Source organism: Chitinophaga rhizophila (assembly GCF_019492185.1).
Lineage (GTDB): Bacteria > Bacteroidota > Bacteroidia > Chitinophagales > Chitinophagaceae > Chitinophaga > Chitinophaga rhizophila.
Window position 1 is genome coordinate 692,768 of record NZ_JAICCF010000004.1, and the last position, 20,856, is coordinate 713,623.

Here is a 20,856-nt window from a genome sequence, read left to right on the forward strand (position 1 = left end):
CATTTGTTTAATAGGTCGCTTGTTTACCTAGCGGACAGGCTGGGCTAGTGGCTGCAGAAAACCTTCTTCTATACAGTGGTGGACAATATTTTTCAGGTAAACTGCTCGGTCATAAGTGGTATCTGATGTTATTTTGTGTAAGGTTAACCGGGTCGCGTCTGCAACTACTTTATAGTTGCTCTCTTTTCTTGTTTTGTCGTAGGCCCCGTGCTTCATAAGGCTGTTCGCATGGTCTTTAGAAGTACGCTGCCACTCTTCCAGGTAGGCTGAAAACGCACTATCTTCCATCTTTGATATATGCAGACCATTTGCTTCACAAGCATTGATAATCTCTTCAATACTGAAGCCTTTTTCATATATGAGGTGGAATGTCTGCAGCAGTTCATGCTGATAGACAGACAAGTCGCAGATTGACTTTGCCAGGACGTCAACAGGAACGACTCTCATATTCAGATTATAATGAAGGAACTCATCCGAATAATGCCCTACTTTGGTAACCATCTGCAGTTTCAGGTACATGAGGTTCTTGCTCATGTCAAAGCGGGAGTAGCCGTCATTGAACCTGCCACCAATATTGGGTATGCGGAAAATATTAACGTTCATACGGGATAACTGATGGGTTCTCATATATGCTTCAGCACGCAGTTTGGTTGCGGAATGTATGAAGTTCGTGGTATCCTGGCCCAGGTCCAGATCAGTTTCATAAAAGGCTTCAATATGACCTGGCATCTTATTACCCACGACACCAATGGTTGAAATATAGTTAAAATATTCCACATTGTTAGACACTGCCCAGTCAAAAATATGCTTTGTACCCACATAGTTAATATGTTCTTCAACAGGGACATTCCCTACGAAGGCCGGAGAGCCCGCAGCATGGTAGACGGCATTTACGTTTTTAAGCAGACGAAGGTCGCTTACACCCTCCATGAATATCGCCGGATCATATAGATCGCCTGTTATCACTTTGATATTGTCTGCCGGTACGGTACCAAAATATTCATTATAGATATGACTGAACCGGGCGGCAGCCTGAATCTGATCTTCTCCTCTAACCAGGCACCAGATTGTGCCGTCGGTGGTCTCTTCCATTTTCCTGACAAGGAACGCGCCTAGCAGACCCGTAGCGCCTGTTACCAATATATCTTTGATCACGGCTTTTGGTGGAACAGGTCGCTGCTCTAGGTTGTCAACTAGCTTTCTGTAGTTGCGTTCTCTGTCGTCCGCCGATACTATTGCTGTTTGCTCCGGTTCCTGCTTAACAGATCCACCCATGCGCTGTTGCAGGGTGTCTGACAGTTGTTCCAATGTAGCAACAGCAAACATCTCCTCGTAAGTAACATAACTACCATTAAAAGCCTTATCAAGCGCTTCCAGCATATCAAGTCCGGAAAGCGAATCGCCCCCCAGTTCAAAGAAGTTATCTGTCAAAGCTATATCTTCCTCCGTCTCCAGCACCTGCTGCCATATGATCTTAATGCGCTGCCTGATTTCTTCCAGACTTAGCAGCGGAGGCTCACCTGATTCGATAACCGGGGTTGGTGTCTGCGAAGCGGGAACAAGACTCCGTACATTCTCAGGCCATATCCTGCTGAGGTCAAACATAGGGATAGGTAACCCATGATACAAGACAGGAACATTCTGGACTTTGAGCGGATTGTAGCCAGCTGACAGTAATTCACGGTAAAGTTGGTACCGGTCATATGCAGACAGTTGTCCGGAGATACTGCCTTGGAACTCCTCTTTTCCTGCAAAGCTGATGATGATCACTTTCTTCTCCTGCCGGATTTTGGAGAGATATGCCTCAAATGCCGTCTTATTGAAAACGTTATTATTTTCTTTTATAAGTGTTGGATTATGAATAATATCCGCAGGCTGGATCCGGTTATGTAACAGATCCTGGAGCACCCCTTCCCCTTGCCTTGCTACTACCTGCACCTTGAAAGTGAGTAGGTATTTATAGATTGTATATTGGAAAAGTACGTTGAGCAGCTTTTTACGCTGGAAATCTGCGGGAGCATACTTGTTTCTGGTTACATCGGCCCAGCAGCTTCTGATGAGAAGGTTTTCTTCCAGGATCTCTTCGATGAGCGCAAGATCATAATCTATCAGGTCCAGATCCATCAGCAGGAACAATGTTTCATTCGTCGCTGCCGCAGCTGGTTCCTGTAACAAGTCCATCAGCTCTTTCTTTTCCGAAAAGATCAATCCTTCATTCACCTTACCTGCATGGTAAAGTCTGTTGACTTTTCGGCTGAATAGACGAAGATCAGTATCATCTGCCAGACTGCCGGCGAGTTGTTGCTTAAGCTGGGCTAAGCGCGCCGGAGAACGTTCTCCGATCTGCAAAAAATGTACGGGCTTATCAACAGGTTCTTCCAGCTGCTCACCGTGTGCAATAATCATATGCACATTTGTACCGGTCAGGCCAAAACTACTGACGCCTCCACGGCGCAAACCGTTAATAGTAGGCCATGGTTCAGCAGTACGTTGCACCCTGACAGGACTACCTTGTTCGTCAATGTGTTCATTAATCGTCTGAAAGTTTGCCTGAGGGGGCATTATGCCGGTATGCTGTGCAGCTAACAGACGAAGTACCCCTGCAAGTCCGCTGAGCGTGTCCAGGTGGCCTATCTGCCCTTTAAAGGAGCTGATACCGCATACAGTACCTGCTACCCCTCTTTCGCGGAACGCACTGGTAATAGCGCTAAATTCAATAGGATCGCCAAGAATAGTACCCGTACCATGGGCCTCTATAAACCCGATCTCAGCCGGGTTGACACGCGCGTGTTCCCAGGCTTTAAGGATTACCTCCTTCTGAGCATCTGCACTAGGCGCAGTAAGACTGGAAATTCTGGCACCTCCGTGATTAACCGCACTGCCTTCAATGACGCCATATATGGGATCTTTATCTCTCCGGGCGTCCTCCAGCCGTTTCAGGATGACACAAATGACTCCCTCCCCATTCATCATACCATCTGCCGCGGCATCGAAGGGCCGGCATTGTTCAGTTTTTGACATGACTACAGTGTTCTTCAATGTATCCTTTGTCGTAGCACTGAATTTTACGCCCGCAGCCATAGCCATGTCGCATTCCTTCAGGTGCAGACTCTGACAAGCGTTATGTAAAGCAACCAATGAGGAAGAACAGGTTGTATGTACAGAAATTACTGGTCCTCGCGTATCAAGAAAGTTAGCAACTCTGGTTCCCTCTATACCAGTAAGATTGTCAAAATCACTTCCAGCATCATCCAGGAAGCGGTTATAGGCAGAGGTAGCCGCTGTATAAAAGATGCCGGTATTGGAACCCTTCAGGACTTCAGGAGTATACCCTGCATCGTAGAAAGCGCGGATAGCATGAAGCAGGAAATACCGATGCTCAGGAAACATCCTGATGGCTTCTCTACGAGTGATATCAAAAAAAGCCGGGTCAAACAGGTCGATCCTGTCCAGATATCCTCCACTTGCCATTGGCACATCGCCAAAGCGGTCAGTGATGTCTTTCATTCTATTGTCAGACAGTGGCCGAATAAACGTATTATTATTGCTAAGTGAGCCTATCAGTTCTTTCCAGGAACTGATCTCTGGCAGTTCAAATGAGAGGCCTATGATTGCAATGGATTCATTCATAAAATAATCATTGTTAATTGGGTAACAGCAAACTAAAATTTCAGCACCTCAGACATGGTATTGTCTGCAATTTCCTCCAAGCCTCCCGGCCGGATAAAAGCAGCAAAGTCTCTGATTGTATTATGGGTAAACAGATCAACAATATTTACTGCGATGCCCATTTCCTGTTCTATGCGTTGCCGCAGTTTGAGAACCGTAATGGACGTACCGCCTAATTCAAAGAAATTGTTACGGACACCTATTACTTCAAGGTGTAAGACCTCTTTCCAGATGGCCGCCAGTTGTTGTTCTTCAGGACCTTCAGGCAGCTCAAATTCAACCGCCTGTGTTTGTACATCTATAGGCCATGGTAATGCCTTTTTATCTGTTTTGCCGTTCAGGGTCTGTGGCAGCGCCTCCATTTCTACAAAAAGCGCCGGAACCATATATTCTGGCAGTAGTTTTTTCATGTGTGCAAGCAGCGCTTCTTTGACATATGCTTCGCCAGGCACTATGTATGCCACCAGCTGTCTGCTTTCGTCATTAGCCCCTTTTGCCAATACAGTGGCATCCTTTATTCCTTCAGCCCGAAGTAATACGGCCTCTACTTCGCCAGGTTCTATACGGTAACCACGGATCTTTACCTGATCATCTTTCCTACCAAAAAATTCTATACTTCCATCAGGCAGCCATCTTCCAAGATCACCGGTTCTGAACATCTGCTGTCCTGCGTGAAAAGGATCCGCCACAAACTTTTCAGCCGTCAGAGCCGGTCTGTTCAAATATCCGGCTGAAACACCTGCTCCTGAAATGCATATTTCACCTATTGCTCCAACAGGAGTCAGTTGCACCGTCTCAGGATACAGCAGATAAACCGATCTGTTAGCGATTGGTTTTCCAATAGGCAGTATGTGGTCAATTGCTGCCACTTTATGGTAGGTGGCACAAACAGTAGTCTCTGTCGGGCCATAAGTGTTGTAAATGGCTACCTTCTCCCACAAGTTGCTGATATAAGTTGGTTTCAGCACATCTCCCCCGCTGATAAGCGCTCTGAAAGCAAATGAGTACTTGTCGTACACACTGTTCAGATGCTGAAGCACAAATGGATTTGTACTTAATATGGATATCCTGTAGTCTTCACACAATTGGAATAACTGATCGATATCGTTTTGTCCGTTATAGATGACTACTGCACCGCCGCTTATAAGCATTGGAAATATTTCTTCCATTGAAGTGTCGAATGCAATACTCGCCTGTTGTACAATACTGTCTTCTGCCGTCAATTGAAAATAAGCCCTGAACGTAAAAGCATAGTCTGCCAGCGACGCATGTCTTATCAAGACGCCCTTTGGTTGTCCCGTAGACCCTGAAGTGTAGATTACATAAGCCAGATCTTCACCGGTGACTTCTGAAGTAAAACTTTTTCCATACGTTTCCTTTACCGCAACAAATGCACCCACAAAATTGTCATTGATAACAAGAGAGGCATTACAATCGTTGTAAATGAAACCTTTATGTGCATCAGGGTATTGTGGATTGACGGGTACATGCACTGCGCCTGCCTTCATTACACCCAGCATTGCGATAATCATCCAGGCGCAACGTTCCATCTCTACAACAACAAAATCACCCTTTTGTATATGATGATGTTGCTGCAGATAATCCGCGAACTGATTACTGTATTCTTCCAGTTCGGCGTAACTAATTTCCTTTTCCCTATCTACCAGAGCGGCCTTTTGCGCATGCCTGGCTACCTGCTTACGTAATAGTTCCGGAATGGTTGCGGCAACTTTGTACGGCGTCTCGCTTACACTGAACAAAGAGAGTATTTTTTCCTTTTCAGTGGTTGAGATCAATTCTGTATTCCCGGTCGCCTGATCAGGATGTTGCAGAAAAGCTGATAGTACCTGGTCCATATACTCCTGGAATTGCTCCAGGCTAATGTCCGGCCTTAACATATTTCTCAGACTATAAGTAAGTCTGACAGTATCTCTGGACACTATCACATCGATATCAAAGTCTGTATTTGTGGCTTCGTATGACGTTACATTTAATCTTTTTTCACTAAACGACTTACCTGCAGCACCGCTAACAGTCCCGAGGTTGTTATAGATATGGAAGTCTGCATAATTAAATAGAATATCGAAGAATGGAGCGCCCACGCTCGATTTTTCATTAGTTACACGGGCAATCTCATACAATGTCAGCCGCTCTTTGGAACGTAGATCACTGAGTTGTTGTTCTATGTTTTTAAAGTATTCAATCCATGATAAATGGTGAGAGTTCTGAAGGCGGTTTCTAACAGGTATGGTGTTCAGGAAACAGCCCAGTATTTTGTCGCCGTCTTCTATCACAGGTCGGTTGTTCGTCACCATACCCAGCACAAAATCTTCTTCGCAACTTAATACTTTGAGCACATAAGTCAACGCACCATAAAACACTGTTTTAAGAGATATACCTTCAGTACGACATTTCTTTTTTAGCTTGTAGATAAATTCTGTATCATATTGCTTAGTATACCCCTTAACCGTTCCGATATTCCTGAAAATATTCAGTCGTTTATAGTCTGATAGTTCCTGCTTCCAGAAACCGATAGTATCAGCATTATGCTTCTCGTACAACTCTTCAATTACAGCGTCTCGATAGGTAGACTTTAACGGTTCAATTGGCAAAGCAAGTTGTTGCTCTATCTGTTGATAAGTTTGTATCAGTTCGGTATTAAGGGAAGCTACACTCCATCCATCCAGAATAGCATGATGAAACTGTAGCACTAGCATATCCATTTCCTGCGACAGTCGAAATACATCAGCTCTCCACATATTAGTACTGGTGTTAAATGGGCGCTGACGCTCGCTGACCATAAACTCTCTGATATGCTGTTCCTGTGCTGATGACTCGTGATTACGCAGATCATGGTATTCAATGTCAAAACTGATCGATTCATCCACTATCTGAACTTCCTCACCATAGGTCGTTAAGTCAAAATGTGTACGCAGCGTTGCATGCCTCGATACTAGTCGCGAGAACGCCTCCCGGAATAATACAGGGTCTGATGCCGGCATGTGAAATACGAACTGGTCATGGTATACTCCTGCCTGCGGGTTCAGCGTAGAGAGTATCACCATCCCTTTCTGAATATCGCTCATCGGGTATACATCTGCTGCACCTGGTATCTGTGGAAGTATACGCTCTCGCAAACTGTCTACACGGGCAGTAATCTCTTCTTTGATCCGGCTACGGCTTGCATGCGCCAACAGCTGATCTTCCAGCAATACGCTTAATTGTGCGATGGTGCCGGCTTCATATAACTGACCAATCGTCAGTGTAACGTTAAATACTTTGTTAACCCTGCTGATCAAACGGATCGATAAAATGGAGTCGCCGCCTATCCGGAAGAAGTTATCGTGTATACCTACCTGTGTGATGCCTAATACCTTCATCCAGATCTCTGCCAGCCGCTGCTCATTGTCTGTGCGAGGCGCGACATAACTATCTGAACTATTCAATACTGGCTCCGGCAATGCCTTGCGGTCCAGCTTTCCACTGACTGTCAGCGGGAAGCTCTCCATCGTTGTAATTACCCCCGGTACCATGTACTCCGGCAACCGCGCGGATAGGTATGCATACAATTCATCCTGATCATAACCTTCGGCAGGTATCACATAGGCGGCCAGGTATCGGTGCGCGCCCTCTCCCTTCACTACTACAACACCTTGTTCTACGTATGGACTCTCCTCCAGCTTTGTCTCTATCTCTCCTAGTTCTATACGGTTACCACGGATCTTCACCTGGTGATCTATCCTACCCAGGTAGGCAATCTCTCCATCCGGTAACCATTTAGCCAGATCTCCGGTACGGTATATCCGTTCGCCAGCACGGAACGGACTAGGAATGAATCGCTCGGCACTAAGTGCAGGCTTATTCAGATAACCTGCTGCCACCTGCACGCCTTCTATCAGCAGTTCACCAGGTACACCTATAGGCTGCTGTTGCAGTTGCTCGTCCACAATGTAAATACGGGTATTTGCAACCGGCTTTCCTATCGTTACGTTTACTGCATTTGTCAGTTCTACAAAGGTCACATCAATAGCTGCCTCCGTCGGACCATAAAGATTGTACAACCTAACACCTGGCAACCGCCGCTTGAAGTCTGCCACCATTGATGCAGGTAAGGCTTCCCCACTGCATACCACATGTTGCAGGCTATCGCACTTACCTGGCTCCAGCTGTTCCAGGAAGATGCCCAGCATTGACGGAACAAAGTGTAATACCGTAATCTGTTTATTATAAATCAACTCCTGCAGATATGCAGGATCTTTATGTCCTTCCGGTTTGGCAAATACCAGCTCACTACCCGTGATCCCTGGCAACAACAATTCCCACACCGATACGTCAAATGTATAAGGCGTCTTTTGCAGGATAATATCGTCTGCTGTGATACCGAGTTCATCGCGCATCCATAACAGGCGATTGTATAAACCGGCATGGCTGTTCAGCACTCCTTTAGGTTCGCCGGTAGAACCGGAAGTATAGATGGCATAAGCATAAGTGCCATCAATACGATATTGGCTGTCATAGTTAGCCCGTACCTGTACAAACCTCTCCATAAACGCAGCATCTATGCAAACCTTATAACGGCTGTCTGCCTGTATATAACTGATCCTTTCTTCTGGATAATGCATATCTACTGGGACATAGGCAGCCCCTGCCTTCAGGATACCGAGTATAGCTACCAGCATGTCGGTACTGCGATCCAGGCGGATGCCCACCAATTCTTCTGCTCCTATTGTATACTGCTGATGTAGGTAGTCTGCCAGCTGTCCGGTCATTTCATTCAGCATACCGTAGCTAAGCTGCGCATTCCCATCAGATACTGCAATGCGTTCCGGCGCTGTGGATACTTGCTCTTCAAACAAGTCCAACACCACTTTGTCCGCATATGCTGTGTCGGTAGCATTGAAATTATTTATCTGATCCTGATCATCGGCAGACAGGAATTTTGTCATATTTATTTTCGCATCTGGTGTACTTAAGTACACAGACAACACCTCTTCAAGATACCCTTGTATCTTTTCCAGGGTAATACCTGGAGTAAGCACTCTGGTAGACTTATAATGTAGTTCTATCGAATCGTCTGTACCGTCGATCAGGTTAATATCAAGATAAGTATTAGTTGCCTCGTAAGACCGTAGTTTGATATTCTTCTGCTTCTTCAGATGTTTTGCCTCAGTAGAAGATAGTGACAGCTCTTTGTAGATATTATAGAAATCAATGTAGTTGAAAAGAATATCGAAAAACGGATTCTCTGCTCCCATTTTCTTTCCGGAAATGCGGGATATCTCATAAAGAGTGGAACGGTCCTTTGTCTTAAGTACCGTCATATCAGCTTCAATTGCCCGGAAGTATTCCAGCCAGGTAAGGTCTTTGTAGTTACCAAAAGCTAGACGCATAGGCAATGTATTCAGGAAGCAGCCTAATACCTTGTCACCATCTTTTATCACCGGTCTTGTATTCGAGACAATACCGCAAACGAAGTCGTCTTCTCTTGCAAGCACTTTCAGTACGTAAGTAAATGCTCCGTAAATGACATTCTTGTAAGATACCCCGTCCTTTACCACCTGCTCTTTCAATTGCCGGGTCATTTCACGGGAAAGATGCTTCCTGTATTCATCAAATACTGGTACCGACGTGAAAATATTGAGTTTATTATAGTCTTCCAGTTTCTCTTTCCAGAACTCTATGGTCTTCACGTTATTACGTTCGGCTATCTCTTCTACAATGGCATCTTTGACCGATGCCTGTAAAGGTGCCGGCCGATAATCACTATCGCTTTGCAGCGCTGCATAGATGTTGAACAATTGCGTGTTAAATGATGCCATGCTCCAGCCATCCAGTATAGCATGGTGGAATTGTATCAAGTAAAGGCTATTAATATCATCCAGGTCAAAGAGGTTAATCCTCCAGAGTGGGGCTTGTTTAAAGTCATATGGCTTATAGCGGTCTTCCAGCATGAAATCACGTATATATGCTTCCTGTTCTTCTTCATCCAGGCTGCGGATATCTTCAAAAGCGCAGGAGGGGGCTATATCTTTATACACAATTTGCACCTGCTGACTGTAATTCTCCAGGTCAAACCCTGTTCTGAGAATAGGGTGAATATCCATCATCAGGCGCAATGCTTTTGTAAAACGTTCCTGATCGTCTATTCTTGGAACATAGTAAACGAACTGATCATGGTATACTGCTGCATGAGGGTTCTTTAATGTCAGAAAGACCATTCCTTTCTGGATGTCACTCATAGGATATACATCTTCGATATGTATACTGGCTGTCTTCATAACTAATTATTTAAATAACCTGGATTTAAAAGTCGTTCATGATCTCCGCTCTCAGACTGTCCAGAGACATCCTGATATCATCGCGGACTTTCTGGCTTTCTTCGGCGGATGCGGCATTGGTTTCTAACTGCTCACATAGACCTGCGATTGTCGGAGATTCGTATAACTGTGCGATCGTCAGCACAACATTAAATGCCTTGTTAATACGGCTGATCAACCGTATCGACATAATGGAGTCGCCGCCAATGCGGAAGAAATTGTCGTGTACACCCACCTGTTCCAGGTTCAGTACCTCTGACCAGATTTCTGCCACACTAATTTCTGTAGCTGTGCGGGGCGCTACGTAGCTGTCTGACTTGATAATAGCAGGCTCCGGCAAAGCCTTGCGATTCAGCTTTCCACTGACTGTCAGCGGGAAGCTTTCCATCGTTGTAATTACGCCCGGTACCATGTAATCCGGCAACCGCGCGGATAGGTACGCATACAACTCATCCTGGTCATAACCTTCAGCAGGTATTACATAGGCGGCCAGATACCGGTGCGCGCCCTCTCCCTTCACTACTGCAACACCTTGTTCTACGTATGGACTCTCCTCCAGCTTTGTTTCTATCTCTCCTAGTTCTATCCGGTTACCACGGATCTTCACCTGGTGATCTATCCTACCCAGGTAAGCAATCTCTCCATCTGGCAACCACTTAGCCAGATCTCCCGTACGGTATATCCGGTCACCAACACGGAACGGACTAGGTATGAATCGCTCCGCGCTAAGTGCAGGCTTATTCAGATAACCTGCTGCTACCTGTACGCCTTCTATCAGCAGTTCACCAGGTACACCTATAGGCTGCTGTTGCAATTGTTCGTCGACAATGTAAATACGGGTATTTGCAACCGGTTTTCCTATCGTTACGGTTGCTGCGTTTGTCAGTTCCACGAAGGTCACGTCAATAGCTGCCTCCGTCGGACCATACAGATTGTACAACCTAACACCTGGCAACAGCCGCTTGAAGTCTGCCACCATTGATGCAGGTAAGGCTTCCCCACTGCATACTACATGTTGCAAGCTATCGCACTTACCTGGCTCCAGCTGTTCCAGGAAGATGTCCAGCATTGACGGAACAAAGTGTAATACCGTAATCTGTTTATTGTAAATCAACTCCTGCAGATATGCAGGGTCTTTATGTCCTTCCGGTTTGGCAAATACCAGCTCACTACCTGTGATCACTGGTAACAATAATTCCCACACCGATACGTCAAATGTATAAGGCGTCTTTTGTAGGATAATATCGTCTGCTGTGATACCCAGTTCATCGCGCATCCATAACAGGCGATTGTATAAACCGGCGTGGCTGTTCAGCACTCCTTTAGGCTCGCCGGTAGAACCGGAGGTATAGATGGCATAAGCATAAGTGCCGTCAATACGATATTGGCTGTCATAGTTAGTGCGTACCTGTGCAAACCTCTCCATAAACGCAGCATCTATGCAAACCTTATAACGGCTGTCTGCCTGTATATAACTGATCCTTTCTTCCGGATAATGCATATCTACCGGGACATAGGCAGCCCCTGCCTTCAGGATACCTAGTATAGCTACCAGCATGTCAGTACTGCGATCCAGGCGGATGCCCACCAATTCTTCTGCACCTATTGCATATTGCTGATGCAGGTAGTCTGCCAGCTGTCCGGTCATTTCATTCAGCACCCTGTAGCTAAGTTGCGTACCCAAGTCAGATACTGCGATACGCTCCGGTGCTGTTGCTACTTTTTCTTTAAATAAATCTAATATTGCTTTATCGGCATACCCTATATCCGTAGCATTGAATCGCGCAAGCTGGGCCCTATCATCGTCCGACAGAAAGCTTGTCTTGCTTATTGTAAGATCCGGACTTGTAAGATAGATGGTCAGCACCTTATTGAAATATGCATGCAGCTGATCCAGGCTTACACCAGAAAGCAGCTCCCTTCTTAGCTTATATTCGACTACCAGCTCTTTTCCCGAGAGATTCACATTAAAATCAAAAGCTGTATTGGTCGTTTCATAAGAATTTACATTTAATAGCTGCTGACTGTCACGTATCTCATTAACTGCATTCAACTCGTCATAAATGTAGAAGTCTACGTAGTTAAACAACACATCGAAGAAAGGAGAGCCTGCAGAGGCCTTTTCATTTGTGATGCGGCTGATTTCATACAAGGTCAGGCGCTCCTGCTGCTTCAACTGTATCAATTGCTTCTCCAACTGCAGAAAATACTGCTTCCATGACAAACTTGCGACTCCTTCCATGCGATTTCGCACAGGAATGGTGTTCAGGAAACAGCCTAATATATTATCTCCATCTTCGATTACCGGACGGTTATTACTTACCATTCCGGTTACAAAATCCTGCTCCCGGCCAAGCATATGCAACACATACACAAAAGCGCCATAAAGCAAGGTCTTAACAGTTATACCGTCCTTTCTACACCTTTTTTCCAGTTCATACTTAAAAGAGAAGTCATATGCCTTTACCAGATTGTGATTGCAGAATCCACTCTCAAATATCCCTAACCTGTTATAGTCAGCCAGCTCCTCCTGCCAGAACGCAATGGTAGCCTGGTTATGCTTTTCGCATAGTTCTTCTATTACGGCATCCTTGAGAGTAGCCTTCAATGGATGTAATTGTGCAGACGGATCGTTATAGATACTAAACAATTCAGTATTGAGCGACGCTATACTCCAGCCATCCAGAATGGCATGATGGAATTGAAAGAGGAACAGGTCAGTGGTGGGTGTTACGCGGAATACATCTGCTCTCCACATAAATGTATCCGGACTAAAGGGTCTGCCACGCTCACTGACCATAAACTCTCTGATATGCTGTTCCTGTGCTGATGACTCCTGATTACGCAGATCATGGTATTCAATGTCAAAACTGATCGATTCATCCACTATCTGTACTTCCTCACCATAAGTCGTTAAGTCAAAATGTGTACGCAGCGTTGCATGCCTCGATACTAGTCGCAAGAACGCCTCCCGGAATAATACAGGATCTGATGCTGGCATGTGAAATACGAATTGGTCATGGTATACGCCCGCCTGCGGGTTCAGCGTAGAGAGTATCACCATCCCTTTCTGAATATCGCTCATTGGGTATACATCTGCTGCACCTGGTATCTGTGGAAGTATACGCTCTCGCAAACTGTCTACACGGGCAGTAATCTCTTCTTTGATCCGGCTACGGCTTGCATGCGCCAACAACTGATCTTCCAGCAATACACTTAACTGGGCGATGGTGCCGGCTTCATATAACTGACCAATCGTCAGTGTAGCGTTAAATACTTTGTTAACCCTGCTGATCAAACGGATTGATAAAATGGAGTCGCCGCCTATCCGGAAGAAGTTGTCATGTATACCTACCTGTGTGATGCCCAATACCTTCATCCAGATCTCTGCCAGCCGCTGCTCACTGTCTGTGCGAGGAGCGACATAACTATCTGAACTATTCAATACTGGCTCCGGCAAAGCCTTGCGATTCAGCTTTCCACTGACTGTCAGCGGGAAGCTCTCCATCGTTGTAATTACCCCCGGTACCATGTACTCCGGCAACCGCGCGGATAGGTATGCATACAACTCATCCTGATCATAACCTTCGGCAGGTATCACATAGGCGGCCAGATACCGGTGCGCGCCCTCTCCCTTCACTACTACAACTCCTTGTTCTACGTATGGACTCTCCTCCAGCTTTGTCTCTATTTCTCCTAGTTCTATCCGGTTACCACGGATCTTCACCTGGTGATCTATCCTACCCAGGTAGGCAATCTGTCCATCCGGTAACCATTTAGCCAGATCTCCGGTACGGTATATCCGTTCGCCAGCACGGAACGGACTAGGAATGAATCGCTCAGCGCTAAGTGCAGGCTTATTCAGATAACCTGCTGCCACCTGCACACCTTCTATCAGTAGTTCACCAGGTACACCTATAGGCTGCTGTTGCATTTGTTCGTCCACAATGTAAATACGGGTATTTGCAACCGGTTTTCCTATCGTTACGGTTGCTGCGTTTGTCAGTTCTACAAAGGTCACGTCAATAGCTGCCTCCGTCGGACCATACAGATTATACAACCTAACACCTGGCAATAGCCGCTTAAAATCTGCCACCATTGATGCAGGTAAGGCTTCCCCACTGCATACCACATGTTGCAGGCTATCGCACTTACCTGGCTCCAGCTGTTCCAGGAAGATGCCCAGCATTGACGGAACAAAGTGTAATACCGTAATCTGTTTATTGTAAATCAACTCCTGCAGATATGCAGGATCTTTATGTCCTTCCGGTTTGGCAAATACCAGCTCACTACCCGTGATCCCTGGCAACAACAACTCCCACACCGATACGTCAAACGTATAAGGCGTCTTTTGAAGGATAATATCGTCTGCTGTGATACCCAGTTCATCCCGCATCCATAACAGGCGATTGTATAAACCGGCATGGCTGTTCAGCACTCCTTTAGGTTCGCCGGTAGAACCGGAGGTATAGATGGCATAAGCATAAGTGCCGTCAATACGATATTGGCTGTCATAGTTAGCTCGTACCTGTACAAACCTCTCCATAAACGCAGCATCTATGCAAACCTTATAACGGCTGTCTGCCTGTATATAGCTGATCCTTTCTTCCGGATAATGCATATCTACTGGTACATAGGCAGCGCCTGCCTTCAGGATACCTAGTATAGCCACCAGCATGTCAGTACTGCGATCCAGGCGGATGCCCACCAATTCTTCTGCACCTATTGTATATTGGTGATGCAGGTAGTCTGCCAGCTGTCCGGTCATTTCATTCAGCATCCCGTAGCTAAGCTGCGTACCCAAGTCAGATACTGCAATGCGTTCCTGCGCTGTCGCTACCTGCTCTTCAAACAAGTCCAATACCACTTTGTCCGCATATATCGTATCTGTCGCATTGAAACCGGCAATTTCTACATCTGCAGCAAGAGAAAGCTGATTTAACTGAATGTCTCGGGTGACAAACTGTTGTAACAGTGTATGGAAATGACCGGTTAGTCTGTCGATTGCTGCAATATCATATTTGTTTGCATTGAATCGAAAATCCACCTGTAAGGCATTCTCTCCTGGCAGCACCAGAATATTGAAATCGTAATTGGTTTGCTCAAAGACGTTAACTGCCTCTACAGATAATTTTTGATCTGACTCAGCCACATTGCCCTTCACCGCTTCCTTTACAGGGAAGTTTTCAAACACCATGATATGATTGACCAATTCCTGTGCCTTGATCGTTGCCAGGTTAAGATAGTGATGCGCAGTACTGTCAATTCCTTGTTGTTGTACTGCCACCAGCAGTTCTGAAATGGTCTCGCTACCGTTATACCGGATACGTACAGGTATTGTGTTGATGAATAGCCCAACCATTCTCTCAATATCCTGCATATCTGCAGGCCGGCCGGATACAACTGCACCAAACACTACATCTTTTGTATTGTTATACCTGGACAATAATACTCCCCATACTGTCTGTAAGAAAGTACTCTGGGTAATGGACAATTCATTACATAGCTGTCTGACACGTTCAAACAATGCGCCATCTATAGTTACTGACATCACTTCATCTTCATAGCCGTCTTCTATAGTATTTTTTGTAAAAGGCACCGTAGATACTGTATCAAAATCTGCCAGATAATGTTTCCAATAATCGTATGAGGTATTATTATCTCTCTCCTTCAGCCAATGGATATAGTCCGCATAAGGTTTTATTGCAGGCAAGGTTTTTTCCGCCAGCAAATTATTAAAATCCTGGATCAGGATATTCATACACCAACCATCCATCAGAATATGATGATGACTCCACACAAATTCATACCTGTTATTGCCAAGGTCCAGTAATTTCAGACGCATCAGAGAGTCTGCTGTAAGGTCAAAGCCTTGCTCCCTGTCTTGCCGCTTAAACTGTTCAACATAGGCGTCAATATCCTCCTCCGGCAAAGACGCAGGCAGCTGCGCATGGTAAAATGCTGCTGTCACATCTTTACGCACAATCTGCAACGGCACATCCGACAGGCTATTGACAAAGCTCGTTCTCAATACTCCATACCGGTCTATCAGCTGCTGGAATGCATCCCTAATGGCCTCAGGCTGCATAATGTCTGTGTTTATACGATAGGATATCTGCTCAAAATACTGCGCACTGGATGTCTCGGTCAACCAATGATAATATATACCTTGCTGCAAGGGAGAAAGTTCATATATATCTTCCACCCTACGATCCGCATTAATTGTGTTCACTTCAGCAATAGACAACCCTTTATAGGACAAATCAGATGGCGTTTTAAAAGTATTATACTCGCTTGCTACATTTTCTATCAGGCGAATAAGCGCCAGTTTATAAGCAGCTGACAGGCGCTGGATTGTTGCCTGCGTATACAGCTGGCTGGAATAATTGATGCTGAGGAACAGCTGTTCCGCAACGATGGAACCCGATATATTGAGTACAACATTTTCTGCATTCTCTTCAGCAATGTTATTACCTGCTGGTTCGGCTGCATAGCTGAACCCTGTCTTATTGTCCGCACCAAAAGAGTTATCAAAATTGCCGAGATAGTTGAATAAAACAGAAGGTGTGTAGCTCAATGCCTGATAGTCCTCTCTCAGATATTTTAACATCCCGAAACCGATTCCCTTACCTGGTATTCTCCGCAGGTCTTCCTTCACAGCAACCAGGCTATCTTCATTCGGTATATGCAACACAAAGGGATACATTGTTGTAAACCAGCCGATAGTCCTGCTGATGTCTACATTTCTAATGATCTCTTCTCTGCCATGCCCCTCCATTTTAATAATAACTTTGTCCTGTCCGAATACCTCAAGGATAGCACTGCCCAACGCCGTTAGAAGCACATCATTGATTTCCGTATTATATACCCTGTGTACTCTTGTCTGTAACAGGTTAGTGATATGTTGATCTAACACAAAGCTTTCCTGATCCTGTAGAAAAACCGGTGTATTGAAAGGAAAATCAGTTTTAAGACGTGGTACCTGCTGAGCAACAAGCTCCTGCCAGTATGCAGCTTCTGCCAGCAATTTTCCACTATTGGCATACTCCTGTTGGAGCTGCGCCCACCGTCGGAAGGAATCTGTTTTTTCTGGCAGGCGGGCATTAACTTGGGTATAGAGTAACTGAAGGTCCTCAATAAATATTCTCCACGACACTGCATCTATTACAAGGTGGTGTGCAATTATAAGAAGACGGTCGCCATCCGCCCTGGTAAAATGTGCTACTTTCAGCAACGGACCATTTGTCAGGTCGAATGACGCCTGTAAAACATTCCCAACTTCCTGCATATCCGCTGCCCCATAGGACGTCAGGGTATAACTCTTTACTGTGGACGGATTATTAGATGCCTGCCATTCACCCTCCTGCTGCTGAAATACTAACCTAAGTGCGTCGTGGTGTTGCACAATGGTGGCCAGACATTTATCAAGCAGTCCCATATCAATCGGGCGTTCACTCTTCAATACCAGTGACTGATTGAAGTGTTGCGGCACAGGGAAGTTATCAAATAAGTAACGCTGAACTGGTGTAAGCAATACATCTCCAACTATGGCAGATTGATCTGCGCCAGTTGACTGACGTACCAGCAGCTTGGCAAGTGATGACAATACAGGCGCTTTAAGCACTTCTTCTACCCGCAGGGAGTAACCGGATTGCCTCAGCCGCGATACGATCTGGATGGCTTTAATGGAATCTCCGCCGAGGTTGTAAAAACTTTCGCTCATGCTGATCTTCTCCTTTCCCAATACCGCTGTACAAACGTCTGCTAGTACCTGTTCCTGCTCATTGCTTGGAGCAACATAGGCGACGCTATCTGACAAGCTACCTTGTTTCATAGCCAGCAGTTTCTTTCTATCCGCCTTGCCGCTGGCGTTCAGCGGCATGGTATCAATCTGAATAAAATGGGCCGGTACCATATAATAAGGTAGCTTCCCTGCGAGATAATCTCTCAAATCTGCAACACTTTGCTTTTCTGCTGCTACAATATAAGCTACCAGGTCGTGCTGTCCGGTGGTTACTTCCTTGGCCAATACCACCGCGTCTGCAATCGTCTCCTTTGTTCGCAGATGGTATTCAATTTCGCCCAGCTCTATTCTGAACCCCCTCACTTTGACCTGGTCGTCTACCCTTCCCAGGAAATGGATGTTACCATCGGGTAGCCAGACTGCCAGGTCGCCGGTATCATACAGTTTCTCACCATCGTTGAAAGGATTAGCAATAAATCGCTCGGCGGTCAGCTCCGGGTTATTTACATATCCTCTCGCTAATCCTTTACCTGCAATGTATAACCTGCCTTTTACGCCTATAGGCACCAACCTCCGTTGCTTATCCAGCACATACATCTGTATATTCGATATCGGCTTACCTATCGGAATAATATTATCTGCTCTTTCGGCAGTACAGTCATACCAGGTTACATCAATGCTTGCCTCGGTCGGACCATACAGGTTCATGAGTGATACGCCCGGTAAACCTTCTACGAATAGGTCCCTATGGTTTTTTGATAATGCTTCCCCACTTGTGAATACCTGTCGAAGGGTATGCAATTTTACCTTCTCCTCCGGGAACTGTTTCAGATATTGGAGGAATGTAGACAACATTGATGGTACAAAGTGCATCACTGTTACTTCACCGTTATCAATTGCATCTACAATAGCGGCAGGATTCTTTTCTCCCTGCGGCTCCAGCAGATGTACACTGGCTCCATACAGACTCCACCAGACCAATTCCCATACGGATACATCGAAAGAATAAGTCGTCTTCTGAAGTATTACATCTGATGCCTGCAGTCTGTAAGCTTGCTGCATCCATACCAGCCGGTTCACCAGTGAATGATGCTCAATCATCACTCCTTTCGGATTACCCGTTGAACCCGAAGTATAAATAACATAAGCCAGCGATGCAGGAGTATTTATTTTCTCCGGATTTTGCACTGGCAACACATTTGCTGCCTGTGCGAAGCCTTCCATAAATGCACTGTCAATAACACATTTACACCCAGCATTTTTCGCAATATAGGCCTTGCGCTCCTCCGGATTTTCAGGGTCTATCGGTACATAGGCTGCACCTGCCTTTAATACGCCATAGATTGCGGTTAACAAACGTTCTTCTCTTGGCAACTGTATGCCTACGAGGTCATCAGCGCCTACATTAAACTGATTTCTCAGATAATGCCCCATCCGATTGGCGGCGATATTCAATTCGTTATACGTCAGACTACCTCCAGCACTGGTAACTGCTATGTCGTCCGGATGTAATGCTACCTGCTGCTCAAATAGTTCCGTAATCGTACGATCTTCGCCCCACTCTTCCTTTGTATCATTGAACGCATATAGTAACTTGTTCTTTTCCGACTCGGACAGGAAGTCATAGTCCGCAATGCTCTTCTCCGGATCTGCTGTTACTGCTACGCATAATGCCTGAAAATGCATCAGCAGATTCGTCACTATATCCTGTGTATAAATATCTGTATTATAGTTCGCCGTCAGTTGAAGCTGCTGCCCCACCACTACTACGTTAATTTCTATGTCAAATTTGGCATTCCGTCTGCCCTTGTAGCGTACATCTGTCTTAAAGGCCCCTGCCTGCGCAGGACTATTCCCATCCAATAATGTCAGCATCACATCAAATAACGGATTTCTGCTACTGTCCCTTGTTAGCTGTAATTCTTCTACTAACTGATCAAAAGGGAAGGTCTCATGGGAAAAAGCATCCAATGCATTTTCCCTGACCCGCTGGTAAAGACTACTAAATGCTTCCTCTGCTGAGACCCTATTCCTTAATGCAAGCGTGTTGACATAAAATCCTATCTGGTCTTCCAAGTATGCATGGTTTCTACCAGCTACGGCAGTACCAATGATGATATCCTGCTGTTCGCTGTATCTGTAGAAAAGTGTATTCCAGATACTCAGAAGTGTAACAAACAAACTGCCTCCCTGCTGCTGAGTCAACGTCCTCAAGGCCGTTGTGGCTTCCTCCGATAAATATGTTTCCAGTATAGCGCCGTTGTTAGTCCTGACTTGCGGCCTTGTTCTGCCAGCACTGATATCAAGCGCCGGGATATCGTCGGCAAACTGCTCTATCCAGTATGTGCGATCCGCACTGTCATTGCCCGTATTCACGTGTACAGACTGCCAGTTCGCATAATCCTTGTACTGAATCTTTAAAGGCTGTATTGTATGTGCCGTATTGTTCCTGTAAGCATTGTAGTATGACAGTACGTCATTAATCAACACTCCCAGCGACCACCCATCGCTGATAATGTGATGCATAATATAATAAAACCTGTACCGGCTGCCAGGAAGACGGATCAATGCTGCTCTGAACAAAGGTCCATTCTCCAGATCAAAAGCTTTAAATCCGTCGGCCTCTATATATGCGGCTGCTGCTTCATCACCATCCGCATCTATTATTGCTATTTGAAAATGCAGGTCTTCCGGAGCCTGTATCCACTGCCTTATCTCTCCCTGCTGATCTTCCCGGAAAACAGTTCGCAATATCTCATGGCGGGCAATTACGGCATCCACTGCCTTACTGAATAGGTGAAGGTCTGTATCTGCCGGCAGGTCAACCTGATTCGGCATGATATAAGCCATTGACATTTCGGGAAACTGGCTTAATATCCATAGTCTGCGTTGGGTGACAGAAAGCGGATAACTGTCCTGTACAGGTGCAGGCAGAATTTCCGTAAATTTCTCCTGACCGGCATACTTCTTCAAATATGCTACTAGCGCAGGCTTATTAATCTTTATCTGTTCAATCAGTACTTCAGGTATATCTTCTCCGTCAAAGTTCAGCAGCAGGTCGTTTCCCTCCAGTTCTACCGATATCTCATGACTTTGCAGCGCCAACAACAATTGGTTAACATTCAT

The 20,856-nt window shown here is 45.6% G+C and carries 3 protein-coding genes; all 3 read right to left on the bottom strand.

The window, feature by feature from the left end; all coding sequences use genetic code 11:
• Window positions 1-27: 27 nt before the first annotated feature.
• Genes K1Y79_RS22755 through K1Y79_RS22765 form a run of 3 tightly spaced genes read right to left on the bottom strand, consistent with a single transcriptional unit; the run spans window position 28 to window position 20,856 of the window.
• Window positions 28-3,630, bottom strand: coding sequence for a beta-ketoacyl synthase N-terminal-like domain-containing protein (locus K1Y79_RS22755; protein ID WP_220252498.1), 3,603 nt, complete (start codon window positions 3,628-3,630; stop codon window positions 28-30).
• A 32-nt stretch (window positions 3,631-3,662) separates the two neighbouring features.
• Entirely contained in the window at window positions 3,663-9,947 is a 6,285-nt protein-coding gene (locus K1Y79_RS22760; protein WP_220252499.1) for a non-ribosomal peptide synthetase, read from the bottom strand.
• A 25-nt stretch (window positions 9,948-9,972) separates the two neighbouring features.
• Window positions 9,973-20,856, bottom strand: coding sequence for a non-ribosomal peptide synthetase (locus tag K1Y79_RS22765; protein WP_220252500.1), 10,884 nt, complete (start codon window positions 20,854-20,856; stop codon window positions 9,973-9,975).

Bases quoted from the DNA above. Each gene is read 5' to 3' on its own strand.
- K1Y79_RS22760 (WP_220252499.1), bottom strand. From the start codon at position 9,947: ATGAAGACAGCCAGTATACATATCGAAGATGTATATCCTATGAGTGAC.
- K1Y79_RS22755 (WP_220252498.1), bottom strand. From the start codon at position 3,630: ATGAATGAATCCATTGCAATCATAGGCCTCTCATTTGAACTGCCAGAG.
- K1Y79_RS22765 (WP_220252500.1), bottom strand. From the start codon at position 20,856: ATGAATGTTAACCAATTGTTGTTGGCGCTGCAAAGTCATGAGATATCG.